The following is a 23899-nucleotide window of genomic DNA, read 5'->3' on the forward strand; positions in this document are numbered from 1 at the left end:
CGCCTCGACGGTGCGGTTGAACACCGCGATCTTGTTGCCCTTTTCAGCGATGTTGAGCGCCAGGTTCGAGCCCATGACGCCGAGACCGATTAGGCCGATTTCCGCCTGTGACACGTGATTGCCTCCTCAGGAGATTGGACGAGGTGATGTTTCAAATTGCTAAAGGGGAACTACCCGGCGACCGCAGTCTCCCGCGGCCGCCTGGGGCAATGGCGGCTAGAAGGCGAGTTGCACCTTCATCGACCGATTGCGGTCGCCTGCCGTCTCGAACGCGGCCACCGCGTCCTCCAGCGGGAAGATGCCGGTCAAGAGTGGGGTCAGGTCCACCCGGCCGGCGTTGATGAGATCGACGGCCAGCCCGAACTCTTCGTGAAACCGGAACGTGCCACGCATCTCGATTTCTTTCGCCACCACCAAGTTTTGCGGGATGGCAACGTCACCCCCAAGCCCAAGCTGGACGAGCACCGATCGCGGTTTGAGAACCTCGAGACCGGAGCGCACCGCCTGTGCATTGCCCGAAGCCTCGAACTGCACGTCGAAGGTGCCTTTGTTGGCTGCATAGGCTGCGAGATGATCGGGAGCGTTGGCAACATTGATCACCCGGTCGGCGCCGATCATGAGCGCCTTGTCGAGCACGCCGTCCATGACGTCGGTCGCCACGATCTCGCGCGCGCCGTGCACACGCGCGGCAATGATTGCCAGCGCCCCGATCGGCCCGCAGCCGGTGACGAGCACCCGCTTGCCGGTGAGCGAACCCGCTCGCGCCACGGCGTGAAGCGTCACGGCAAAAGGCTCGGCCATCGCCGCTTCGTTGATCGACACGCCATCAGCGACCTTGTGGCACTGCCACGCCTCGGCGACCAGGCGCTGCCGGAACGCCCCCTGGATATGCGGCATCGGCATGGCGCTGCCGTAGAAGCGCATGTTCAGGCAATGGTTCTGCTGGCCGCGCTGGCAATAGTCGCAGGACCCGCAGGGACGGCTCGGCGACACCGCCACCCGGTCGCCGACGGCCAGCGTGGAGACTCCGTCGCCAAGCGCCTTCACCGTGCCGGCGACCTCGTGGCCGAGGATCATCGGCTCGCGCAGCCGCACCGTGCCGAAGCCGCCATGGTTATAGTAGTGAAGATCCGATCCGCAGATGCCGCCGGCTTCGATCTCAATCTCGACCTGGTCCTTTCCCGGCGCCTCCGGTTCCCGCTCCTCGATCCGCAAATCCTTGGCGGCATGAATGACAACGGCTTTCATCTTATCGCCTCAGATGACGGGGGTAATGAGCGCTTCGCCGGCAAAATGCGCAGCGAGGTTGTCCCGCACCAGCTTGCCCATCGCCTTGCGGGTTTCGATCGTGCCGGAGGCGTGATGCGGCTGCAGCAGGACATTGTCGAGCTTCAGGAAGCGCGGATTGAGCTTCGGCTCGCCCTCGAAGACATCGAGCGCCGCCGAACCCAGCGCACCGCTTTCGAGCGCATCGAGCAACGCGTGCTCATCGATGTTGGAGGCGCGCGAGATGTTGATTAGCATGCCCTCCGGACCGAGCGCTTCGATCACCGCTTTCGAGACAATGTGCCGCGTCGCTGCCGAGGCTGCGAGCGTCACGAACAACACGTCGGAGCGCTCTGCCAATGCGACAGGATCGGCGACGAAGGTCATGCCGTCTGCATAGGGCTTCTCGGAGACGTCGCTATAGGCGATGTCCATGTCGAAACCCTTGAGGCGCTTGGCGACCTCGAAGCCGATGCGGCCAAGGCCGAGCACCCCGGCCTTCTGGCCCCAGACCCGCCGCTTCAGCGGATAGAGGCCTTTGGCTGCCCAGCTGCCGTCCTTGACCCAGCGTTCGGCGCCGATCATGCCACGCGACTGGCAGAGCATCATGGCGACGCCGAGATCGGCGACGTCGTTGGTCAAGACATCGGGGGTGTTGGTGACGCGAATGCCGCGCTCGCGGCAGGCGGCGAGATCGACGGCGTCATAACCGACGCCATAGACGGAGACGATCTTAACCTGTGGCAGCCTGCCGATCAGATCCGCCGATGCGCCGAGTTCGCCTCGGGTGGCGATCGCTCGGATCTTCGGGCCGTGTGTCGCCAGGAAAGCGTCGCGATCCTCGGCCTCGTAGATCTTGTGGACGGCGTAACGCGCTTCGAGCTCCACCAGGTCCCACTCCGGATAGGGGCCCATCAGCAGGATGTCCGGTTTCGTCATCAGTTTCCTCCCGTGGTTTGTTCACTGGCCGCGCGATCGGCGCGGCTCGCCAGCATGTTCATCGCCAGCGCAACGATGCGCTCCAGCGACTGGTCGATTTCGATGGTAACGACGTCCGCCTCCCCCGAAGGCAGTTCGAGGGTGGCAAGTTGGCTGTCGAGCAGCGACAGCGGCATGTAATGGCCCTTGCGCTCTCCCAGCCGCGCCGCCAGCAGCGCCCGCGTTCCCTGCAGGAAGACGAAGGTGATCGGCTGCCAGGCGACGTCCCTCAAGCGCTCGCGATAGGCGCGCTTCAAGGCCGAGCACGACACGACGGTGGCAATCGGGCTCGCCAGCCGGCTGCCGATCTTGTCCAGCCAGGGCCAGCGGTCCGCATCGGTAAGCGGGATGCCGCTGCGCATCTTCTCGACATTGGCGGCCGAATGCAGGCTGTCGCCCTCGATGAAGCGCGCACCGAGATAGCTGGCGAGCCGTTCGCCAACCGCGGACTTACCGCAGCCGGATACGCCCATGACGACGACCGGGCCGAAGCCGCGGCAGACCTCAGAGGCTGGTGGTGATGCCGCCATCGACATAAAGCGTGTGTCCGTTGACAAAGGAGGAGGCCCTGCTCGCGAGAAAGACCGCTGCACCCACCAGTTCTTCGACCTCGCCCCAGCGGGCCGCCGGCGTGCGCTTTTCCAGCCAGGAGGAGAACTCCGCGCTGTCGACCAGCGCCTGGTTCAGCGGCGTCTTGAAGTAGCCGGGGGCGATCGCATTCACCTGCAATCCATACTTTGCCCAGTCGGTGCACATACCGCGCGTCAGGTTCCTCACCGCGCCCTTGGTCGCCGTGTAAGGCGCGATCGACGGGCGCGCGAGCTCGCTCTGCACCGAGGCGATGTTGATGATCTTGCCGGCGCCGCGGCCGATCATGTGCCGCGCCACCGCCTGGCCGACATAAAAGACACTGGAGACATTCGTCTTCAGCAGCTGCTCCCAGCGTTCGGCGGGAAAATCCTCAAGCGGCGCGCGGAACTGCATGCCGGCATTGTTGACGAGGATATCGATGGCGCCGACATGCCTCTCGATCTGATCGACGCCGCGCTTCACCGCTTCGGCGTCAGTCACGTCGAAATCCGCCACATCGACCAAGTGGCCGGCGTCCTTCAAGGCGGCAGCGGCCGCATCAAGCTTCGAACGGTCGCGACCGTTGAGCACAAGGGCAGCGCCATGCTCGGCCAGACCACGCGCCAGCGCCAAACCGATCCCCTGCGATGAGCCCGTCACCAAGGCCCGACGGCCCTTCAGGTCGAAAAGTGAAAATGACAAACCTGTTCTCCTTAACCGCCGGACGCCTCGCGCGAGATACGCCCGGACCTTGGTCAGCCTTCGACCACGAGCCCTTTTGCCTTCAGCACCGGCTCGAGCTTGCTGACTTCGATGACCGATTTTCCTGCCTTGTATGCGGCAATATACTCAGCTTCAGCATCTTCGCGCGCCTGCGACAGCCTCGCGACCTCGAAAGCCTCTTCCCGCCGCACCACGACCAGGCCATCAGCGTCGCCGACAATGATGTCGCCGGGATGGACAAGCTCCCCGCCGATGATGATCGGGTCGTTGGTGGCGGTCAGGGTCTCCTTGACCGTGCCCTTGATGCAGACGCTGAGCGAGAACACCGGAAATCCGAGCTCGCGCAATTGCAGCGTGTCGCGCACGCCGGTGTCCGTCACGAGGCCGCCAATGCCCTTCGCAAGGCAGGCATTGGCAAGCACGTCGCCGAACGATCCAGCCTCCTCATAGTCGCCCGCCGAAACGACGATGATGTCGCCCGGCTGAGCGTAGTTGATTGCAAGCTGCAGCATGATGTTGTCGCGGGGCGCGCAACGGACCGTGAAGGCCGGGCCGCAAAGCTTCATGCGGTAGTCGACAGGTTTGATGCGGGAGGACAATGCCCCCCGGCGTCCCTGCGCTTCATGGATCGTTGCCGGCGAAAACTTGGCGACCGCTTCCACTTCGGCGGCACTCGGACGAATGGGCATTTTCTTGATATGCGTCATGATTTTTCCCACGGGTGGTCGCGGCGGGCGCGACGCCCGCCGTTTGCGTTGTTCAAAACATTCGGAAAACGGGGGTCGCTTACGCGAGACCCGGCCCCATCAGGGGATCGGGTCGAATTTCAGGTCGGAGAGCGGTGCAACCTTGTCGGTGCGCGCCATTTTGTATTCGGTATTCGGGCCAAGCCATTTATCCCAGATCTGGTTGATCTCACCGCTATCATCGAGCTTGTGCAGCACTTCGTTGATCTTGGCTGTCAATGCCGGCTGATCCTTTGCCATGCCGACGCCGATCGGCTGGAACAGCATGGGCTCAGGGATCATGCGCATTTCCTTGCCGCGGGTCTTCGATTCGTTGACCAGCTTCGTGGTCGTCATCGTGTTAGCGACCATGCCGCGCGCCTTGCCCTGCTGCACGGCGAGGTAGGCTGATGCGGTATCCTGGAAGGTGAGCGGCTCGGACTTGTTGAGCTTGATTGACATTTCCGAGGTCGAACCCTTGGTGGAGGCCAGTCGCTGGCCAACATAGTCGGCCTTTGCCTTGCCGGCATCATCCGCCAGCACGATCAACATTTCCTTGGCCAGATAATAGGGGTCGCTGAACTGGATCTGTTCGGCACGGCTCTGGGTGTAAGCGAGGTTGGCGACGGTGATGTCAACGCGCCCAAGCTTTACCTCCGGCACGCGGGCTTCGACCGAAACCGGCTTGATCTCGGCTTTCACGCCGAGTTCGCGGGCAATCGCGCCGCAAAGATCGACGTCGAAGCCGACCATTTCGCGCGTCTTTGCGTCCGGAGCAGCGAAGGGCGGCACGTCCGCGAAAGTCGCGCAACGCAAGGTCTTATTCGCGATGATGTCTTCGAGCTGATCAGCTTTTGCCGGACCTGCGAGCGCCGCTGCCGCAACGCTCATTCCGAGAATAAGATGACTGCACTTCATTGCTGTTCTCCTTCGTTTGTTGGCTTTTCTCGTTTTAGTGGCGCAGGTCCGCGAGGAAGCGCTGCGCACGCGGATGCCTGGGGTTCTTGAAGAACTCCTCAGGCGTCGCGGTCTCGATGATCTGGCCTGCATCGATGAACCAGATGCGGTCAGCGACGTCACGGGCGAAGCCCATTTCGTGGGTGACGCACATCATGGTCATGCCTTCGGCCGCGAGAGACTTCATGACATTCAGCACTTCGCCAACCATTTCCGGGTCGAGTGCGCTGGTTGGCTCATCGAACAGCATGACAGGCGGCTCCATGGCGAGCGCGCGGGCGATCGCCACGCGCTGCTGCTGCCCGCCGGACAATTGGCCCGGATAAGCATTGGCCTTTTCACGAAGGCCGACGCGCTCGAGCAGCTTCAGCGCCTTCTCGTGAGCCTCCGCCGGCGCCACACCTTTCACTCGGATCGGGGACATCGCGACATTGTCTATCGCGGAGAGGTGCGGGAAGAGATTGAAGCTCTGGAAGACGAAGCCGATGCGGCTGCGCAGACGGTTGAGGTCTCGCCCGCTCATCGGCGCATGAAGGTCCTGTCCTTCGAAGAAGATCGAACCGCTGTTGATCTCTTCAAGCCGGTTGACGGTGCGGATCAACGTTGACTTGCCCGATCCGGAAGGGCCGCAAATGACGACCACTTCGCCCCGCGCCACCGTCGCGTCGATCCCTTTCAAGACGTCATAATCGCCGTAGCTCTTGCGGACATCGGCGAGCCGGATCGCCTGATCCTTTGCGAAGGGGGAGGTTGACGCGGTCATGGCTGCTCCGTGGCGTTCGGTGTCAGGGGAATCGGCAACTGCCCACGGCGTTTCGGGGCAACAAGGCCGGCACGCCGGCGTGTGATGCGCCGTTCGACCACACCGGTGAGCCAAGTGAGCGACCAGCAGATCACGTAGTAGGTCAGCGCCAGGATAAGGAAGACCTGGAAGGGCTGCGTGAGGAGCTGGTTGTTGACCTGGCTGGCAGCGAAGGTGAGGTCCGGCACGTTGATAACGTAGCCGAGTGTCGTGTCCTTGATGGTTGCGACGAAGGTCGACAGCATGCTCGGGATCATGTTGTAAAGCGCCTGCGGCAGGATCACGTAGCGCATCGCGCTGAAATAGCTGTGACCGAGCGCGCGAGCCGCATCCATCTGGCCCTGACCCAAAGCGACGATGCCTGCGCGGATGATTTCGCTCAGAAACGCGCCCTGATAGACGACCAGGGTCGTCAGCATGGTGAGGAAGCTCGGCACATCGGCGCCCGTCAGAAGCGGCACGAGGAAGTAACTCCAGAGCACGAGCATCAGCAGCGGCACGCCGCGGGTCACATAGACGAGCACGGTCACCGGCCAACGCAGGACCCGGTATTTAGAAAGTCTGGCGAAAGCCAGAAGGATCGCGAACGGAAAGGCAATCGCGATGCTGAGCGCCGAAAGGATCAGCGTATTGGCAAGGCCGCCGAGCGGTCCGTTCGGGTACTGCCCGATAAGGAGCAGCAACCAGTATTGGTCGACGATGGCGATCAGGTCGTGGATCATCGTCTCGCTCCATTCGCCGGATCAGCACGCCAGGTGAGGTAGGCACCAGCGGCCATGATTATCAGGGTGAAGAAGAGATAGAGGATCGTACCGACCAGGTAGATTTCGAAGGTTCGGAAGGAGAGGTTCTCGATCTCCTTGACGGCATGAGTGAGCTCCGGCGCGCCGATCACGATGGCAAGGCTGCTGTTCTTGAAGAGCGAAACACTGTGATTGACGAGCGCCGGCAGCGCGTTGCGGACACCCTGCGGGATCAGCACGAAGCGCATCGCTGAGAGATAGCCGTGACCCAAGGCACGCGCCGCCTCCATCTGGCCAGGATTGACCGAGCGCAGGCCGGAGCGCAGATCCTCACTGAAGTAGGCCGCCTGGCAGAGCCCGAGCCCGACGACGGCAAAGATCATTTCCGCCGAATGCGCCGAAAGCCAGTCGGCCAGCCCTGAGGGCAGGATCGTATAGATGCCGAAATACCAGAGCATGAGCTGCACGAGCGTCGGTACATTCCGGTGGTAGGAAACGTAAGCTGCGACCGCCGCATTGCCGATGCGGCCGGGAGAAAACCGGATCGCGAGCAGGATGATCGCGAGCGTCATCGCCAGAGTCCACGAGCACACGGCGATGATGAAGGTCATCTCGATGCCATGCAGCAGCATGGCCACGTATTCCGGGTTCCCGAGGATCGCGGCGAGTTCAAAGCCCTTCACGACCGTGGTTCCTTCGTCTGTGGCTTGGCCGTTTGCAGACCGCCCATGACCTGAAGCGTCGGCGTGATTTCCATGTGCCCGATGTTGACCGCGACGGGTGCGGCGATCGCAAAGGCAATCGCATCGGCGATATCGCTCGCCTGCGGCAGTTCAAAACCGTCGATGAAGCGCTCACGGATGGAAGGATCGTTGCCGTGAACATGATTGAAGATGTCGGTCGCGACCCGGCCCGGGCAGATCTCGGTTACGCGCACGCGTTTGCCAAAGGTATCGATGCGCAGCTGATTGGAGAGCATGCTGACGCCGGCCTTGGTAGCGTGATAGGTGGAGTTACCGCCGAAATTGTAGTTGCCGGCAATCGAAGAAATGTTGATGACATGGCCGCGATCGCGCGTCGCCATGCCAGGCACGATCAGCCGGCAGAGATGGAGGACGGCGCGCAAGTTGACGTCGACGAGGAGATCGATGTCGCCTTCGTCCGCCTCGAGGAACTTCTTGGGCCGGTCGACGCCGGCATTGTTCACCAAAACGTCGAACTCAACTTCACTGGCAAGCTTTGCCAGTGCGGCACGGTCGGTTACGTCGATGGTGTGGGGAATGCAGCCGGTGCGCTCCGCGAGTGCCTTCAGCGCATCGGCGCTACGGGCAACCGCATGCACTTCGAGGCCCTCGCGGCGGAGCCGCTCGACGACCGCCGCACCGATCCCGGAGGATGCGCCCGTCACGAGTGCGGTTCTGTAATCGGAAAAGGACATTTTGGTTCCCCTGTTGTTGAATGAGAGAGTAACGAAGGTTTTCAGGTCTGAATAAGACCGTTTGAATCTGGATGGATAACGAAGGCTTATGACTTGCGGCGAACCCACCGGCCTGTAACATTTGCGCCGAACAGGCAGGCAGGGCATATGGATACCAGGCGTCTCAAATCCTTCATCGTCATCGTCGACACCGGGAGCATCACACGTGCGGCCGACGTTCTTCACATCGCGCAGCCGGCCCTCAGTCAGCAACTTGCCGCGCTGGAGGACCATTTCGGACAGAAGCTCCTGATCCGCAGCCAGCAGGGAGTGTCGATGACGGAGGCAGGAAAGGCCGTCTATCGTCATGCCCAGATCGTCCTTCGCCAGATGGACCAGGCACAGGCAGACGTGAAGGCAGCCGGCGCCACCCTTGTCGGGCGCGTCTCGGTCGGCCTCGTACCCTTCTCAAGTGCCGCAACACTCTCGGTCGACCTGTTGACAGAGACGCGCAAGCGGCACCCAGGCATCCTGCTGCATCTGACCGAAAGCGTCGGCCAGACCTACAGCCAGATGATCATGAACGGCCGGCTGGAAATGGCGCTGATCCATGGTACGGGACCAATCAAGGGCGTACGGTTCGAGCCGGTCTTCGTCGAAGAGTTTCACCTCGTGGCACATCGCGATTTCGGCATCGAACCGGGTGACGCGCCGCTACCGTTGAGTGCGCTCAACGACATTCCGCTGCTCCTTCCGCCACCATACAATTTCGTGCGCCGGGCGATCGACCTTGCTTTCACGCGCGCGCGCCTGTCGCTCAATGTCGTGGCCGAGGTCGAAATCGTCCGCACACTCGGGCGCGCCGTCTCAAGTGGCGTCGGCGCGACCATCATGCCACGCGCGATCGCGGAACGGATCGTTGCAGAATCCTCCGAGCCTCTGGTTTCACGCATGGTGGCGCCGAAGATTGAGGAGACCCTATCGCTCTGCGTTTCCGATCAGAGCGAACTATCAGAGCCAGCACTGGCGGTGAGGTCGATCCTCATGGAACTCACCGCCCGTCTCAAAGACTGAGTGCTCACCGAAGACCGGCGCAGAATTCGGCGATGCGACCGCAGGCCTCACTCAGTTGCTCCATGCTGGTCGCGTAGGAGATGCGGAAGAACGGGCTCATGCCGTAGGCCGCGCCCTGCACGGTCGTCACGTGATGTTCGTCGAGCAGCGCCAATACGAAATCCGTGTCGTTCTCGATCCTGCGACCCTTCTTGCTGGTCCGGCCGATGAGCTCGGAAATGTTCGGGAAAACGTAGAATGCACCTTCCGGCTTATGGCAGCGGATCCCTTCGATTGCACTCAGCCGCTCAACCACGAAGTCGCGCCGCTTCCGGTAGATGGCCGCCCGCTCCCTAAGGATGTCCTGCGGACCGTCGAGCACTGCGGCAACAGCGGCCTGCGTGATCGTCGACGTGCCGCCGCTGTTCTGACCGTTGACGTTGCTGATCGCCTTGATCAGGTCCTTCGGGCCGCCGCAGAAGCCGAGGCGCCAGCCGGTCATCGCATAGGCCTTCGATGCACCGTTGACCGTCAGCACGCGATCCTTAAGGCGCGGTTCGACCTCGGCAATCGTGCAGAATTCGAAGTCGTCGTAGATCAGGTGCTCGTACATGTCGTCGGTCATGATCCAGACATCCGGGTGCCTGAGCATCACCTCGGTAATCGCTTTCATCTCGGCGCGTGAGCAGGCAGCACCGGTCGGGTTGTTTGGGAAGTTCAGAAACAGCCACTTAGTGCGCGGCGTGATCGCGGCTTCGAGGTCTTCGGCCCTGAGTTTGAAGCCGTTCTGTTGCGGGCAATCGACCGGAGCCGGTAGCGCGCCGGCGAATTTCACGATATCCGCATAGCTGATCCATGAGGGCGAAGGGATGACGACCTCGTCGCCGGGATTGCAGGTGGCAAGGACGGCGTTGAAGATGATCTGCTTGCCGCCGCCGGCCACAACGATCTCGGAGGGATCGTAGTCGAGGTTGTTGTCCCGCTTGAACTTGCGGGCGATGGCCTGCCGAAGTGGCGGAGTTCCGTCGAGTGGTGGATACTTCGTGTCGCCTGCAAGAGCTGCTGCATGGGCCGCCTCGACGGCGTTGGCGGGCGTCGGAAAATCCGGCTCGCCTGAGGAGAGGCTGATAACCTTGATGCCGTTTGCTGCAAGGTCGCGGGCGCGCTGGCTCATGGTAGCAGAAGCGGAAACGGAAACGTTCTTCAAGCGGTCGGCAATAGCGGGCATGATCGTTGCTTTCGATAGGGACGGATAAGGTTTTGCAGTGCGCGAGGGCTCAACCCAGAAGCCTGGAGACGGGCGTGACCACGCCGCCAGCCGCCTCGATTTCGCTGCGGACGGTACGGGCAAGTTCGAGCGAACCCGGCGTATCGCTGTGCACGAGGATGGAACGAGCCAGCATGGGGATCACGGTCCCGTCGATGGCGGTCACGGTCCCCTCGATCAGAAACTGCCGCACCCTTGCGCGCACCAGCGCCTCCTCCTTGACGAGGGCACCGGGCTTGCCACGCGGCACGAGTTTGCCTTCGGCGTCATAGGCGCGGTCCGCGAGGAAGAGGGTCAGCGTCTTGAGCCCGGCATCGAGCGCCGCGCGTTCAATGGTGCTGCCGGACGTGCCAAAGACAATCAATTCGGGATCGACCGCACGGATCGCCGCCATCATCGCAGCCGCCAGGGTCGGGTCGCGATTGACCATGTTGCCCATTGCAGCATGAAAACTGACATGGGAGACGCGCACATCTTCCGCACGCGCGATCGCAATCAGCGCGCCCAGCTGGTAGAGCATCTGTTGGCGCAGCTCATCAGGTCCGAAGGGCAGTTCGCGGCGGCCGAAACCTTGCCGGTCCGGCAAGCCCGGATGCGCACCGACATCAACTCCCCTCGCCCGTGCGAGACGCACCATCCGGGCCATCGTCTCGGGGTCGCCGGCATGAAAACCGCAGGCGACGTTGGCGGAAGTCACGACATCCATCATCGCTTCGTCATCGCAGAGCGAATAGGGTCCGAAGCCCTCGCCCATGTCGGAATTGAGATCCACCTTCATCAATGTCCTCCTAAGCCATGGCGGCGAGCGCCTTGCTGACGAGGCGCGCGGTATTTCTGATGTCTTCGACATAGGCGGCGAGCGCCTTCTCGATGGCCCGAGCCTCGGCGTGCGTCGCCGGCAAGAAACGCAGCGTCGAACCAATCCGGGCCTGTCCCATCCGCCAGAGATCCGCCTCGATGACGCCGGCGATCTTCGGATAGCCTCCGGCCGTGTTGGCATCACTCATCTGGACGATCGGTTCGCCTGCAGGTGGCACCTGGATGACACCGGGCACGACGCCGTGCGAACGCATCTCCACCACCTCCACCGGATGGATCGGATCTCCGCTGAGGCGATACCCGGTGCGGTCGCTGCGCGCCGAGATCTTCCACGGTTGGCGCCAGAACCGGTCCGCGTCGGACCCGAAGAGATCATGTTCGCCGGCCGGCAGTGCGCGAATGAGAAGCGCCCCACCTTCGTCAACAGGAAACACATCTTTCAAAGCAACCGTTGGCGGCACGACGCCGAAGCCGCCCTTCGGCAGGACTGCGGGTTCGGCTGGACCGGTCGCGATGTCGTCGCCGACGGCAAGGGTTCGGCCGGAAAGCCCACCGAAGTTTCCGCGCAACGACGTGCTGCGCGATCCCATCACCTGAGCCACATCGACCCCGCCAGTCAGGCTCACATAGGCCCGTGCATCGCGAAGCGGTGGAAAGAGCTCCAGCACCTGACCGGCCTCAGCTTGCACAGCCCACCAGGGTGGCAGGGCGACGCCGTCGAGCTTCGCCCCGCAATCAGCACCGGTGACGGCGAATGCGCCGCCTTTCACAAAACGTAGCCGGAAAGGAAAAGTCTGTACCTCGATGACGGCGGCACCCTGCGGATTGCCGAGGAGAATGTTTCCGACCTCCATAGCCAGCGAGTCCATCGCTCCTGAGGCCGTGACTCCGATGTTGCGATAACCCGGCCGCCCCAAATCCTGGACGGTGTTCAGCGGACCTGTTTCGACGATCTCGATCACAGCTCGATCCTTTCGGGGCGGAAGCGCACGATATCGCCAGGCGCCATCAGAGCGGGTGTTGCGGCCAAGGCATCGAACATCTGAAGTTCGGCAAAGCCGATCGAATTCCATCCATTCGGGCCGGTCAGCACAGCCACGCCGGTCTGCATGCCGCCGATCGTTACGCAGCCCCGCGCCATCTTGAGCGAGGGCACGGTCTTTCGCGGCATGTGGATGCGTGGATCAAGCCCTTGCAGATACCCGAAGCCCGGCGCACTGCCGAGGGCGAAGACGCGATAGATGCCTTCGTGGTGAATGCGCACGACTTCCCGATCGCTAAGGCCGCTGAGGTCACAGAGCGCCGGAAGGTCGGTGGCATGTTCGCCGCCATAGATGACGGAGACATCAATTTGCCGACCGGCAAGATCGATGCCCTGCGCGCGCTGCCATTCGTCCTGCAGTTGTTGGACGACCGCTTCCGGATCGTCTGGGGTCTCCTTCAAGATCATCAGCAGGTTCGTCATACCCGGAACGATCTCGGCGACGTCTTCGTGTCCCTCGAGCGCGCGGGAGAGCGCCCAGATACGCCTCTGGTTTGGCAGGTCGAAGGCGCCGGGTGCCTCAAGCAGAAAGGCACGCGCACCGATGAAGGAAATCTTGGCCAACCCCTCGGTATTCGGGACGATTGAAGTCGGCGTCGGAAATGGCATCTGTTGCAGGACACTCATTAGGCGTGTTCCATCGTCAAAACGGGATCGCCGTAGCCAATCAGCTCTCCGGCACGGGCGTGAACTCCTGCCACGAGAGCGGTTGCCGGCGCGATTACCGGGATGAGGATCGGCCCGACCTCTACAAAACCGGCGATATCGCCCGCCTCAAGCGTACGGTCCTCGCCGGCAAGCGGTCCAGGTCCGAAGCCGCCGGGATGCCGGTCGCGAAACACTCCGGCAAGCGGCGCCTTGACGGCCCGACCTTCAAGGACCGAAGAGGCGGCGTCCTGAGCCTCGTCACGATGCCTCACCGGGCTTGCGTCGGGGGCCAGCACAATCTTCAAGGCGTGCCCGTCCTTCGTGCTGATCTCCAACTCGCTCGCGCCGGAAGCGCCAAGCCAGGTGGTGAGAGTGGAGATTAGCGCCGGATCGGAGAAGTCACCGATCCCGGATCTGCCTGACGATCGGTCACGCCTTGACACAGGCTTCCTCCCTCAAACGTTTTTCAAGATGATGAATATCGACGCAGCCCTGCATGAAATCCGGATCGGCGAAGATTCTTTCGTGCAGCAGAAGGTTGGTGGAGATGCCCTCGATCCTGGTTTCCGCAAGGGCGACCTGCATGCGCCGGATCGCCTCGTCGCGGGTCGGCGCATGGACGATCAGCTTGGCGATCAGAGAATCATAGTATGGGGAAACCCGGTATCCGGCCGAGACATGGGTATCGACACGAATGCCCGGTCCGCTCGGAAAACGAACCGCTGATATGCGGCCCGGGGCAGCCATGAAAGTGGTCGGGTCCTCCGCGTTGATGCGGCATTCGAAGGCGTGTCCCCTCGCCTCGCCGCGAAAGCGGCCCATGTCGAGCACGTCGCCCTGGGCGGCACGCAACTGTTCGTGGACCAGGTCGACGCCGGCTGTCGCCTCCGTCACGGGATGTTCGACCTGCAGCCGGGTGTTCATTTCGATGAAGTAGAACTCCCCGTGCTCGTACAGGAACTCGAAGGTACCAACGCCGCGGTAGCCGATCTGCCGGCAGGCCTCGGCGCAGCGCGCGCCGATCCTCTCTGCGAGCTCCGGCGCGATACCGGGTGCCGGAGCCTCCTCGACGACCTTCTGGTGCCGTCGCTGAACGGAGCAATCGCGATGACCGACCCAGGCCGCATGGCCGTGATGGTCGCAGAGTACCTGGAACTCGACATGGCGCGGGTGCTCCAGAAACTTTTCCATGTAGAGCTCGGGCTTGCCGAAGGCGCGGCGCGCCTCCTCACGCGTAATCGCGACCGCGTCGGCTATGTCGGCGCCATCGCGCACGACGCGCATGCCCCGCCCGCCGCCGCCACCGGCCGCCTTGACGATGACCGGGTAGCCAATGGCCTCGGCAAGAACGCGCACGGCCTCGACATTATCAGGGAGAGGTTCGCCCGGTCCCGGCACACAAGGGACGCCGGCAGCCATCATCGCGCGCTTCGCCGCGATCTTGTCGCCCATGGTACGGATCGCCGAGGCCGGGGGGCCGACGAAAACCAGCCCGGCCTTTTCGACGGCTTCGGCGAAATCAGCATTCTCCGAGAGAAAACCGTAACCCGGATGGATCGCCTCCGCGCCGGTCACACGCGCGGCAAGCAGTATGGCCGCCTGGTTGAGGTAGCTCCTGGCCGGTGACGGCGGCCCGATCGAGAGTGGACCACCTTCGGCGGGCGCTGCCGCTCCGGCCCTATCCGCCTCGGATGCAACAAGGATCGCGCGAAGGCCGAGTTCCTTGCAGGCCCGTTCGATCCGGGCGGCGATTTCTCCGCGATTGGCGATGAGGACGGACTGGAATGAGTGGCCGATTTCCCGGGCGGCCTGGAAAGACGCGTCCATCAGCCGATCTCCACGAGCGGGTCACCGAAGGTGACCTCCTGGGCGTCCTCAAAGAAGATGCGCGTAACGATACCGCCGAACGGAGCCGAGATGGTCGTGAAGACCTTCATCGCCTCCACGATGCAGAGAGCCTGCCCCACGTCTACCACATCGCCTTCCGCCACGATTGGAGCGGATCCCGGGCTGTTTGACCGATGTACGATGCCTGAAGTCGAAGCGCGAACAAGCTGTGTTTGCGGCCGGTCATCCAACCTAGCCGGCTCGTCCGTCGCTAGTGCCTGTACTGTGGTTGGAATTTCCTGGCTGGCTGCAGCGTCACGAACCGGCTTGCGGATGACGACGGTCGTGTCCGCATCGCTGACTGCCAACTCAGAGACGCGAGAACGCCCGACAAAATCGAGAAGCGTCTTGATCTTCTGCAGATCCATTGTTTTCCCCATGGAACAAAGATCACCGGGGTGCGGCCCTTAGAGCCGCGATCCGTCCGGTGCATTCGGGGGAATCTTACACAGCATCCCGATTGATGGGGGCAGACAAACTTTGAATAGAGAAACCACGGCCAGGTCTAGAAACTGCGGCGATGAACGAATGGAGCGTCCGAGGCAGCGGCCGCGACATCCTACCCGAGCCCTTCGCACCAGGCTTGACCGATTAAAGAGGTGCCGCGCGGGCCGGATGCGACGGGTCCGTCATGCGACTGAGTGAATTGTCCTGTTTCTCTTAGAGATAAGATAGCAGACACAGGATGCTTCCGGTGCGACGGCATGTTCGCGCGAGCAGTCGTGACAAGCACGAGCGTCAACACAGTCGCTCTGATGGCTTATCCATTCAACGCTCCGCTGCCAAGGCGACTTCGGTCTAGTCTGATGATTATGCAAATTCCCGCGCCAGAAGCTTGAGGAGTCGAGTGCCATTGAGTAGCAATTAGAGTTCAAGGGTTGATGCCGATACTGGTCGCGATTGAATGAATAGAGATGAATATCTAAACGACTGCGCCAAATACCTGGGTCGACTAGGTCATGAAATTAGAGCGCTTAACGCAGCGGGGCGCTTCGACATCAACTCCGTCACCGAGGATTTCCTGGTTCCGATTCTCAAGGAGATTTTCGACTGTCCGGAGCTTCGAAACCAGAACGAGATTCAACAGAATTTTCCTTCTGTCGACCTCGGCTGCAGGAAATCGAGAATTTCGTTTCAGGTTACGACGGACGCCTCGAGCGACAAGGTGGTCAAAACCTTAACAAAATTTCGCGAACACAATTTGGAACAGTTCTTCGAGCGAGTCTGCGTTTTGACGATCACGGAGAAGCAGTCGAGCTATACCGCCAAGGCATTGGGCGAAGCGATATCTGCACTTTCTGTCAGATTTGATCCCGCGTCTGACATCCTCGATATCAGTGACATCGTCTCTCGCCTAAGCAACCTTGATACGCCTAAGCTCGGGCGAATTGACCAGTATCTCGCGTTAGAATTTAAAAAGCGAGATCAGCATCTGCAGTTTCGTATGGAATTGGAAAAATTCCTCGAATTCTCTCAAAATAAAATTGATGTAGAGAAAAATTCAAAGAAATACATTCCGAGCATATTTGTTGAAACCCATAAAACAAAAGAGGAAATGAGACTTTTTGCTCATCCTCTATTCTTTTGCAGAAAAATCCAAGACGTCCTCAGTAAGATAAATTATTATGACTTAAATCATCTGCTAAAGATTGGCAGACAATCCGAACTTTTTCTTGAATTTAACAGAGAGATTCTAGGCGCCACGCCGACGACATTCCCTGAACTATGGCCGTGGCTGACCGCAGTCGACACTGCCATTGAAAGAGAGCTGCGGAAGGTCGGCCCCCTTTCCTGGAGCTACAAAGAGTATGGGGGAAAGTACGCGCCGAAAAACGGAGATGCGGCTAGTTGGTCGATCGTGCGTTTCCGCATTGAGAGCATAACAACCGGTCTCACCTGGCTGCTGCGGGATGCCCGCTCCTTAATTGCTCTAATGCGGAATAAGGTTTTCTTGATCACGAGTATGGCCGGACAGGGTAAAACCAACTTCGTTTGCGATCTCGTCGATAGGCAGTTCCGCGCATTTGAACTGCCTTGCATCTTTGTGCCAGCGAGAGAGTTGAATAGCTATCAACCCCGTCAGCGCTTGCTCGGGTATATATCGAACAACCGCTATGCACCAAGCTTTTCATCAATCCATCAGTATTTAGGCTTCTTCAACGAGGTAGCCGGTGAGTTCGGGAAGCCGTTCCTCGTTGTTATTGATGGCATCAATGAGGTGAACGCACTCGATGAATTTAACGGTGAGCTAAAAGATTTCTGTAACGCCGTCTGCCAGTACGATTCGATCAAAGTGGTGATTACGTGCCGAAGCGAGTTTTTTGATCAAAAATACTCGTCTCTATTGAACGAACCGTTCAGCGACCAGGTGCACAGGGTCATGAACCTCCGCGAAAAAATGACTGACGCCAGCAAGCGAAGACTTCTCCGATCGTATCTCGATCACTTCCATGTCACGGGGCGTCTCTCGGGTGCTGCGAAAGGGTTTCTCCAGAACGACCTCTTGCTCCTTCGCATCTTTTCCGAAAGTAATGAAGGACAAGACGTCGGCTATCTGTCTGACATCTACAAAGGCGACTTATTCGAGGAATTCCTGAGAAGGAAAATTGAAGCCTTCCCAGAACGTCTAAAGTCGAAGGCACTTCCCACACTGATAAAGATCGTTTCGTCGATGCTTGAGGCCGATGATTTCTCGACGATTTCTGTGCGCAAATTTTCGGATGAAGAAAAGGAAGTCGTTCTTCGTTATGTCGCCGAAGACGTAATCCTGAGGCAGGAGATCACGCCGGCCGGGCTCGCAAATCTCGGTGAGCTCGTCATCTCATTCACCTATGACGAATTGCGAGACTTCGTCATCGCGTACAATTTCATCCAAGATGCGGGAAGCGCGGAGAGCATGAACCGAGCGCTCTCCAACCTATCCGGTCGGCCGGTCTTCGAGGGGGTGTATCGATACGTCTACTTGCTGGCCAGGAAGCTGGGAGTGAGGACCGCCGTCGAAGCTTGTGAAGGCTCGGACGACTTTGTGAACCACTATGCACTGAACGTCCATCTGGTGCCCCCGAATGTGCAGAATGTGCAAGATGTCGAACGGTTAAATGCGATCCTGGCAGAAACTGCTTTTCCGGATAGGGTACGCCGCGCTGCCGCGTTTTTGATACGTCGTGGCAATTTGGCTGAACTGTTGAATATCAACATTCTGATCGAGCACCTAAATGGCTTGGATGCAGCGGATCATAATGAATTCATCAAAATTCTCTTCACCGACCGAAACGACTTCGATCTCAGTAACTGGCAAGGAAGACTCAACCAGTTTGTCGAGCAGGTGTGTGATGCTAATCGAGATGTGGTCTTGAAAGACCGTTCTCCCGAATGGTGGGCATTCTTCCTGCACGTCTCGTCGTCGGCTGGATGGTTTGAACGAGAGAGTGTCGCGGGCCTTTTCGCCAAAAACGCACACACCTCTACATTGAGCACGGCATTGCGCTTAGTCGAACCGGCCAAAGCGAAGTCCGTGCGCGCATTGGCAGCCGAAATTCAGTCCTCGCCGGAGGGTAAATGAGATGGACGAAGAGATAGATGTTCTCTCGGTAAACATTATACCGGAGTTCAGCGAATTTCTAAGCGCCCTGAAGATTAGGGATGCTGGCCTCGGGGCGCAGCTATTCAAATCCGTCTACGACCACATTTTCGTAGCGTCTACCGATCTGAGGAAAGAATACGACCGTTACTACTGCGTCGAGTATCCGTCTCTCGGCGAATATCTCGAATGCGCCCAGAATGTATATCTTGAAGACAACGAGCTGGAAAAGACGCATATCTTGAAATTCAAGCTAGATCACGGCCTTATGAACCAGGCTTACGAGGACAACATACTCGAAACCGTGGTCGACGCCATTCGAAAGCTGGAGGCCAAAAATGAAAATTAAGATGGATTTTGTGTCCAACAGCTCATCGACGTCGTTCGTTTACATATCAAAGGAAATGCTCTCGAAGGAGGACTTTTTCGGTGCGGCAGGTGTTAGCCCCGACAGCCCCGTCGCGTCGCTGTTCGAGTCGATGTTCTACCAACTGAAATCAAGTATCGAGGGTGGCAAAACCTTGCAATCATTGGAGGACGTCGATGCTCTCGCAGGCGGAGATGAATTCACTACCGAAGTCCTCGAACGGATGCGTGATGCCATCAAGCAGGGAAAAACGGTTACAACCGGGCATCTTAGCAGCGACGAATGTCTCGCAGAGACACTCCTTTGCACCGAAATTTTCGAGATCGAATCCGAAAGGTTTTATATCAATGCGTACGACAACTACTGGTAACGCAAACCTGAGGGTCAATCGGTACAAGGATTTAGGGTATTCCACGTTTTCGAACGCTCGAACTGGGTTTTTTGCGCGCGTGCCGGATGCGGGTAAACCCGAACCATTTTGGTCGCCGCATGGTCCAGAGTTAATGGACATATCCATTACGAACTGGTGCGATAAGGGTTGCGTCTTCTGTTACAAGTCGTCAACCAAACACGGATCTCACATGGCTTTGCGAGACTACAAGCGTGTTATAGATGAAGCCGCAACCATGGGGACATTTCAGGTCGCGCTTGGGGGTGGCAACCCCAATCAACACCCGGACTTTGAAGAAATTCTCGAATACACCGCGGCGAGAGGAATCATTCCCAACTATACGACGAACGGTCGAGGGTTGACGGAGAACATATTATCGGTAACGAAGCAGCACTGCGGAGCCGTGGCGGTATCCGCTTACCCTCCCTATCTTGAAACCGCCGATACCCTGAGACTGCTTGCCGACTGGAAGGTCAAAACTAACGTCCATTTTATAATCGATAGCCAGAGCATAGACACTGCCATTGAATGGCTCAGCGCGCCTCCTGAATTCTTAAAGGAAATCAATGCGCTCGTTTTCCTGAACTATAAGCCATCAGGACGTAAGGTCTTTGAAGAGCGACTTCTCCGAAACAGCCCGCGCGTAGATGAATTCTTCAAGCTAGCGACGTCCCCACAAGCCAAACTGAGGGTCGGTTTTGATGCGTGCTGCGTAAGCGGAGTATTTGCGAGGACAGGCGCGAGCACCAGCCTAGTGGACGCTTGTGATGCCGGTCGGTTCTCGTTGTATGTATCCGAAGACCTGAGAGTGTATCCATGCTCGTTCCAGAGCGGACTAGTGGAGGGGGACCAATTCAGCGATGAGAATTCGCTCCTCAATATATGGCACAACTCGGCGAACGTCGGTTCATTCAGAGATTACTTCGCATCCAACCGATGCGGTGGTTGCTCGCATAAAAAAAATTGCATGAACGGCTGTCCCATCTTCGACCAGTTGGTGGTCTGTGGGAACCGCTAGGAACCATTCTGACAATCCGAGTGGTTGCCCGGAAGCGAATGCCCACTCCGGATAATCCAAACAGGTTTTTAGATCGCCTAACCGACAGCTCCATTCCCCACATCGGGGTGATGTAAGTTCCCATCAGGACTATTCCTCGTCGTCCCATTGCTTGTTCGCTATAGGGGTAAACGCCGAGCCCTTGAGTTCACCAATCAGGACCAGACGTACGATGGACCGTAGCGTCGCGAGTTCTTCTTTTGTAACCCTTTTGCCCTCGTAAGCGGCAAGGAGACCCCGTCTGGCGTAGGGGGTTGGCGGTCGGATATCGATAGCGCACGTTGTGAGCCGATGTGAGCTTCTATGTCTGCACCTAGTTCTGGAACTAGAACCTTCCACATGATCGAAGCTGTCGCCGAGCGCCTCGAGGGTGCGCCACGGCAGCTTCGCCGACGGTGGTCGGATGAGTTCAAATCGCAGGTGGTGGCCGAGGCGCTGGAGCCGGGCGCGAGCGTATCGGCGATCGCCCATCGGATCGGCATTCGTCCGTCGCAGCTCTTCGCCTGGCGTCGTGACGCTCTGGACCATGCCTCCTCGCAGCGTTCGGCTGGCGAAGTGGCCTCGGCGCGCCCGGCTGCCCCGGTGATCGAGGTTGTCATTGGCGACATTGTCGTGCGCGTCGGCGCAGATGTTGACGAGGCGCACTTGCAGCGGGTGATCCGGGCGGTGCGTTCGGCATGATCCCGTCCGGCGTGAAGGTGTTCCTGGCCAGTCATCCGGTCGACTTCCGCAAGGGCCCCGACAGCTTGCTGTCGCTAGTGCGGGATTCCGGCAGTGATCCGTTCAACGGTGCGCTATATGTCTTCCGGGCCAAACGAGCGGATAGAGTGAAGATCGTCTGGTGGGACGGCTCCGGCGTCTGCCTTTATGCCAAGCGGCTGGAAAAGTCGCAGTTCTGCTGGCCGCGGATCGGCCATAACCGGGTTCAGCTCAACCATGCCCAGCTTCTGGCGCTCATCGATGGCATGGATTGGAAGCGGGTTCGATCTGTGCCGGTGAAGCCGCCGGAGATTGTTGGGTAAAAGCCCTGCGGCGAAGTGAATCAGTAGCCTGAAAGGGCAGGAAAACCGGAGCAAAATGTGCTCTGGTCGAACCGATGACGCCGCCCGATCTCAAACTCCCGGAGGACGTAGAAGCGCTGAAAGCCATGGTGCTTGCCATGGCCGAAAAGGCGGCGCGGATCGACGCCTTGGAGAGCGAGGTCGCTGATCTTAAGGCACGAAACGCCGATGCCGATGAGCGCATCGAGCGGCTGACGCAGATCCTGAAAGCATTCGATCGCGCCCGCTTCGGCCGGCGATCGGAAAAGCTCGGCTCCCCCACCACCGACGACGAGCAGCAGGCCTTTGTCTTCGAGGAAATCGAGACTGGCATCGCCGCGATCAGAGCACAGGTCAGCAAGGGCCGCGAGCGCCCAGAAGGCAAACGTCCGCCGCGGCCACGCAAGGGCTTCGCACCTCACCTGGAGCGGGTCGAAGTCGTCATCGAGCCGGAGGATCGGCCGGAGCATGCCGGCAAGCAGAAGGTGCTGATCGGCGAGGACGTCTCGGAGCGGCTGGATGTGGTGCCGGCGAAGTTCCGCGTCATCGTCACCCGTCGCCCGAAGTATGGCTTCAAAAACGAGGACGGCGTCATCCAGGCGCCGGCGCCGGCACACATCATCGAGAGCGGCATTCCGACGGAAGCGCTTCTGGCGCAGATCGCCGTCTCCAAATATGCTGATGGTCTGCCGCTCTATCGGCAGGAAGCGATCTACGCCCGCGACAAGGTCGAGCTCGACCGCAAACTGATGGCCCAGTGGATGGGCAAGCTCGGGTTCGAGCTGGAGATCCTTGCCGACTACCTCTTCGATGAGATCAAGAAGGCCGAACGGATCTTCGCCGACGAAACCACCTTGCCGACGCTCGCTCCCGGCTCCGGATCGACGAAGACAGCCTATCTATGGGCCTACGCCAGGGATGATCGACCATTTGGCGGCAGCGGTCCGCCGATGGTGGCCTACCGTTTTGAGGACAGTCGGGCCGGCGAGTGCGTCGCCCGGCATCTCAAGGGCTACCGCGGCATTCTCCAGGTCGACGGTTATGCCGCCTACAACAAGCTGGTCCGCTCCGATGGCGGCAATGACGGCGTCACATTGGCTGGCTGCTGGTCACACAGTCGGCGCAAGTTCTATGAGCTGCATGTCGGCAAAAGCTCCGAGATTGCAACGACGACGGTCGAGCGGATGGCAAAGCTCTGGCAGATCGAGGAGACCGTGCGCGGCCAAAGCCCTGACGCCCGCGTCGCCGCGCGTCAGCAAACCTCCGCCGCGATCGTCACCGAGCTCTTCGCCCTATGGCAGAAGACCCTGCCGCGGATCTCCGGCAAATCGAAGCTCGCCGAGGCGATCCGTTACGCCATCTCGCGTCGCGCCATCTTCGAATGCTTCCTGACCGACGGTCGCGTCGAGCTCGACTCCAACATCGTCGAGCGAGCGATCAGGCCCCAGGCCATCACGAGAAAGAACTCACTCTTCGCCGGCAGCGACGGCGGCGGAAGGAGCTGGGCGACCATCGCGACACTCCTGCAGACGGCAAAAATGAACAACGTCGATCCGCTCGCCTGGCTCACGCAAACGCTCGAGCGCATCGCCAGTGGCTGGCCGAGCAGCGAAATCGACGCGCTCATGCCGTGGAACTACGCCGGCTGAACGGCCTCAGCTTGCCGCTTACTTGCCCTCGTGCAGTACCGAGCTTCTTCTTCGATATGCGGTCCGCGCCCGTTTCTTGAGTTCGGCGACTTCCTCCTCAGAGCAGTTTGCGGTTCTGGCGGCCTCCTCCACCATCCTTGCGATCGCAGCACTGATTGGTTCGACTCGCATCGTGTCCAGCGCGTTTGCGAGGTCATTGCGGCCAAGCGCATTGGCCTCATCGATCCACTTCTTCAGGAGGTCTCGGGCCTGTGGGTCGCGTTCGGCACGCGCAGCAATCAATTCAATGATCGTCGAGAGATTGATGAAGCGTGCAGCAAGACTGACCTCGAAGTCGACATCGGAAAACACCCGCAACGCCTCGCTAAACGGATATTCCTCTGGAACCTCTGCAACCGCATCGCTCAACACAGTCACCGGGAGCCCGACCGAATAGCTGTCATGCCTCACGCTCGCCAAAGGCGTCTCGCCTGCTGGAAAAGCGCTAATGTGCGCCAGATCCACGTGCCCCCCTGAAGAGACGATCTTGATCGGTGTTTGCACAGGGCGCATCGATATATCCAACCTTGCTGCCGCCCATGACAGACGATGTAGAACCGTTCTGAGCCGGACTTCCAGGTCGCTTTCTCCGCAATTAACTCTGATGATGAGGTAGGCCGTCTGTTCAAGTCGATGGAACGACGCGTCCCAGCCAGCGAACGAAAAACCGATCTCTACGTTCAATGCGATAGGATGCCGGGCGCTTCTCCCAATGAAGTCGACGCTCGCCGGGATGTCCAATGGGACCAGCAGGTCGTATCTCTGATCCCGTCCCCCATTTGTAGATGTTTGCTCCTCGGCCTTCACTGACTAACCCTCCGCCACCCATCAAGCGCGCTTGTCCCAGCATATCAAGCCATCACAGATGGTCGGCTGATA

Annotated in this window: 27 protein-coding genes; 8 read left to right on the forward strand and 19 right to left on the reverse strand. The window is 59.8% G+C overall.

Annotation, left to right across the window (positions count from 1 at the left end; genetic code table 11):
• From ACQ5BM_RS24955 to ACQ5BM_RS25005, 11 genes are all read right to left on the reverse strand, one after another.
• The coding region (locus tag ACQ5BM_RS24955; RefSeq protein ID WP_429807688.1) for an NAD(P)-binding domain-containing protein at positions 1-114 on the reverse strand (114 nt) is incomplete at its 3' end.
• 102 nt (positions 115-216) lie between these two features.
• Complete coding sequence (locus tag ACQ5BM_RS24960; RefSeq protein ID WP_429817221.1) at positions 217-1248, reverse strand: L-idonate 5-dehydrogenase; 1032 nt, start codon at positions 1246-1248, stop codon at positions 217-219.
• 9 nt (positions 1249-1257) lie between these two features.
• Positions 1258-2205, reverse strand: coding sequence for a 2-hydroxyacid dehydrogenase (locus ACQ5BM_RS24965; protein WP_429817223.1), 948 nt, complete (start codon positions 2203-2205; stop codon positions 1258-1260).
• Entirely contained in the window at positions 2205-2780 is a 576-nt protein-coding gene (locus tag ACQ5BM_RS24970) for a gluconokinase (RefSeq protein ID WP_429817225.1), read from the reverse strand. The genes ACQ5BM_RS24965 and ACQ5BM_RS24970 overlap by 1 nt, the downstream gene beginning before the upstream one ends.
• Positions 2749-3516: an SDR family oxidoreductase gene (locus tag ACQ5BM_RS24975; RefSeq protein WP_429817228.1), complete on the reverse strand. Its 768-nt coding sequence runs from the start codon at positions 3514-3516 to the stop codon at positions 2749-2751. The genes ACQ5BM_RS24970 and ACQ5BM_RS24975 overlap by 32 nt, the downstream gene beginning before the upstream one ends.
• Before the next feature lie 53 nt (positions 3517-3569).
• Positions 3570-4244 carry a 4-carboxy-4-hydroxy-2-oxoadipate aldolase/oxaloacetate decarboxylase gene (locus tag ACQ5BM_RS24980; RefSeq protein WP_429817230.1) on the reverse strand — a complete coding sequence of 225 codons (675 nt, stop codon included), beginning with the start codon at positions 4242-4244 and terminating at the stop codon, positions 3570-3572.
• Between the two features lie 99 nt (positions 4245-4343).
• Positions 4344-5180 (reverse strand): ABC transporter substrate-binding protein, encoded by an 837-nt coding sequence (locus ACQ5BM_RS24985; RefSeq protein ID WP_429817232.1) that lies wholly within the window; start codon positions 5178-5180, stop codon positions 4344-4346.
• A gap of 34 nt (positions 5181-5214) precedes the next feature.
• Positions 5215-5982: an amino acid ABC transporter ATP-binding protein gene (locus tag ACQ5BM_RS24990; protein ID WP_429817234.1), complete on the reverse strand. Its 768-nt coding sequence runs from the start codon at positions 5980-5982 to the stop codon at positions 5215-5217.
• Complete coding sequence (locus ACQ5BM_RS24995) at positions 5979-6743, reverse strand: amino acid ABC transporter permease (protein WP_429817236.1); 765 nt, start codon at positions 6741-6743, stop codon at positions 5979-5981. Before ACQ5BM_RS24995 ends, ACQ5BM_RS24990 begins: the two co-directional genes overlap by 4 nt.
• The gene (locus tag ACQ5BM_RS25000; RefSeq protein ID WP_429817238.1) at positions 6740-7447 is read right to left on the reverse strand and encodes an amino acid ABC transporter permease; all 708 of its coding nucleotides are present in this window, start codon (positions 7445-7447) and stop codon (positions 6740-6742) included. The genes ACQ5BM_RS24995 and ACQ5BM_RS25000 overlap by 4 nt, the downstream gene beginning before the upstream one ends.
• Positions 7444-8202, reverse strand: a complete 759-nt coding sequence (locus tag ACQ5BM_RS25005) for an SDR family oxidoreductase (protein WP_429817241.1) — start codon at positions 8200-8202, stop codon at positions 7444-7446. The genes ACQ5BM_RS25000 and ACQ5BM_RS25005 overlap by 4 nt, the downstream gene beginning before the upstream one ends.
• Before the next feature lie 147 nt (positions 8203-8349).
• On the opposite strand from ACQ5BM_RS25005, the gene nac reads away from it, so the two are divergent.
• Positions 8350-9255: a nitrogen assimilation transcriptional regulator NAC gene (gene nac, locus ACQ5BM_RS25010; protein WP_429817244.1), complete on the forward strand. Its 906-nt coding sequence runs from the start codon at positions 8350-8352 to the stop codon at positions 9253-9255.
• Between the two features lie 4 nt (positions 9256-9259).
• Here nac and ACQ5BM_RS25015 read toward each other — a convergent pair whose 3' ends face one another.
• Genes ACQ5BM_RS25015 through ACQ5BM_RS25045 form a run of 7 tightly spaced genes read right to left on the reverse strand, consistent with a single transcriptional unit; the run spans position 9260 to position 15265 of the window.
• Positions 9260-10462 (reverse strand): pyridoxal phosphate-dependent aminotransferase, encoded by a 1203-nt coding sequence (locus tag ACQ5BM_RS25015; protein ID WP_429817246.1) that lies wholly within the window; start codon positions 10460-10462, stop codon positions 9260-9262.
• A gap of 49 nt (positions 10463-10511) precedes the next feature.
• A complete protein-coding gene (locus tag ACQ5BM_RS25020) occupies positions 10512-11279 on the reverse strand; it encodes a LamB/YcsF family protein (protein ID WP_429817248.1) in 768 nt (255 codons plus the stop codon).
• Between the two features lie 10 nt (positions 11280-11289).
• Positions 11290-12282 (reverse strand): biotin-dependent carboxyltransferase family protein, encoded by a 993-nt coding sequence (locus ACQ5BM_RS25025; RefSeq protein WP_429817251.1) that lies wholly within the window; start codon positions 12280-12282, stop codon positions 11290-11292.
• The gene (gene pxpB / locus ACQ5BM_RS25030; protein ID WP_429817643.1) at positions 12279-12971 is read right to left on the reverse strand and encodes a 5-oxoprolinase subunit PxpB; all 693 of its coding nucleotides are present in this window, start codon (positions 12969-12971) and stop codon (positions 12279-12281) included. The genes ACQ5BM_RS25025 and pxpB overlap by 4 nt, the downstream gene beginning before the upstream one ends.
• 17 nt (positions 12972-12988) lie before the next feature.
• Complete coding sequence (locus tag ACQ5BM_RS25035) at positions 12989-13453, reverse strand: acetyl-CoA carboxylase biotin carboxyl carrier protein (protein WP_429817253.1); 465 nt, start codon at positions 13451-13453, stop codon at positions 12989-12991.
• Positions 13440-14837 (reverse strand): acetyl-CoA carboxylase biotin carboxylase subunit, encoded by a 1398-nt coding sequence (locus ACQ5BM_RS25040; protein WP_429817257.1) that lies wholly within the window; start codon positions 14835-14837, stop codon positions 13440-13442. Before ACQ5BM_RS25040 ends, ACQ5BM_RS25035 begins: the two co-directional genes overlap by 14 nt.
• Complete coding sequence (locus tag ACQ5BM_RS25045; protein ID WP_429817259.1) at positions 14837-15265, reverse strand: acetyl-CoA carboxylase biotin carboxyl carrier protein; 429 nt, start codon at positions 15263-15265, stop codon at positions 14837-14839. The genes ACQ5BM_RS25040 and ACQ5BM_RS25045 overlap by 1 nt, the downstream gene beginning before the upstream one ends.
• Before the next feature lie 536 nt (positions 15266-15801).
• Here ACQ5BM_RS25045 and ACQ5BM_RS25050 point away from each other — a divergent pair.
• The 7 genes from ACQ5BM_RS25050 (at position 15802) to tnpC (ending at position 22981) form a co-directional block, all read left to right on the forward strand.
• The gene (locus ACQ5BM_RS25050) at positions 15802-18459 is read left to right on the forward strand and encodes an SMEK domain-containing protein (RefSeq protein ID WP_429817261.1); all 2658 of its coding nucleotides are present in this window, start codon (positions 15802-15804) and stop codon (positions 18457-18459) included.
• A 1-nt stretch (position 18460) separates the two neighbouring features.
• A complete protein-coding gene (locus tag ACQ5BM_RS25055; RefSeq protein WP_429817264.1) occupies positions 18461-18826 on the forward strand; it encodes a hypothetical protein in 366 nt (121 codons plus the stop codon).
• Positions 18816-19214 carry a hypothetical protein gene (locus tag ACQ5BM_RS25060; RefSeq protein WP_429817266.1) on the forward strand — a complete coding sequence of 133 codons (399 nt, stop codon included), beginning with the start codon at positions 18816-18818 and terminating at the stop codon, positions 19212-19214. Before ACQ5BM_RS25055 ends, ACQ5BM_RS25060 begins: the two co-directional genes overlap by 11 nt.
• A gap of 133 nt (positions 19215-19347) precedes the next feature.
• Positions 19348-20253, forward strand: coding sequence for a radical SAM protein (locus ACQ5BM_RS25065; protein WP_429817269.1), 906 nt, complete (start codon positions 19348-19350; stop codon positions 20251-20253).
• A gap of 378 nt (positions 20254-20631) precedes the next feature.
• Entirely contained in the window at positions 20632-20973 is a 342-nt protein-coding gene (locus ACQ5BM_RS25070) for a transposase (RefSeq protein WP_429817272.1), read from the forward strand.
• Positions 20970-21314: an IS66 family insertion sequence element accessory protein TnpB gene (gene tnpB / locus ACQ5BM_RS25075; RefSeq protein ID WP_429817274.1), complete on the forward strand. Its 345-nt coding sequence runs from the start codon at positions 20970-20972 to the stop codon at positions 21312-21314. The genes ACQ5BM_RS25070 and tnpB overlap by 4 nt, the downstream gene beginning before the upstream one ends.
• Before the next feature lie 74 nt (positions 21315-21388).
• Positions 21389-22981 (forward strand): IS66 family transposase, encoded by a 1593-nt coding sequence (gene tnpC / locus ACQ5BM_RS25080; RefSeq protein ID WP_429817275.1) that lies wholly within the window; start codon positions 21389-21391, stop codon positions 22979-22981.
• Between the two features lie 18 nt (positions 22982-22999).
• On the opposite strand, the gene ACQ5BM_RS25085 is transcribed toward tnpC, so the two are convergent.
• A complete protein-coding gene (locus tag ACQ5BM_RS25085; RefSeq protein WP_429817278.1) occupies positions 23000-23827 on the reverse strand; it encodes a hypothetical protein in 828 nt (275 codons plus the stop codon).
• Positions 23828-23899: the final 72 nt, after the last annotated feature.

The organism is Ensifer sp. B1-9 (assembly GCF_050474445.1).
GTDB lineage: Bacteria > Pseudomonadota > Alphaproteobacteria > Rhizobiales > Rhizobiaceae > Ensifer.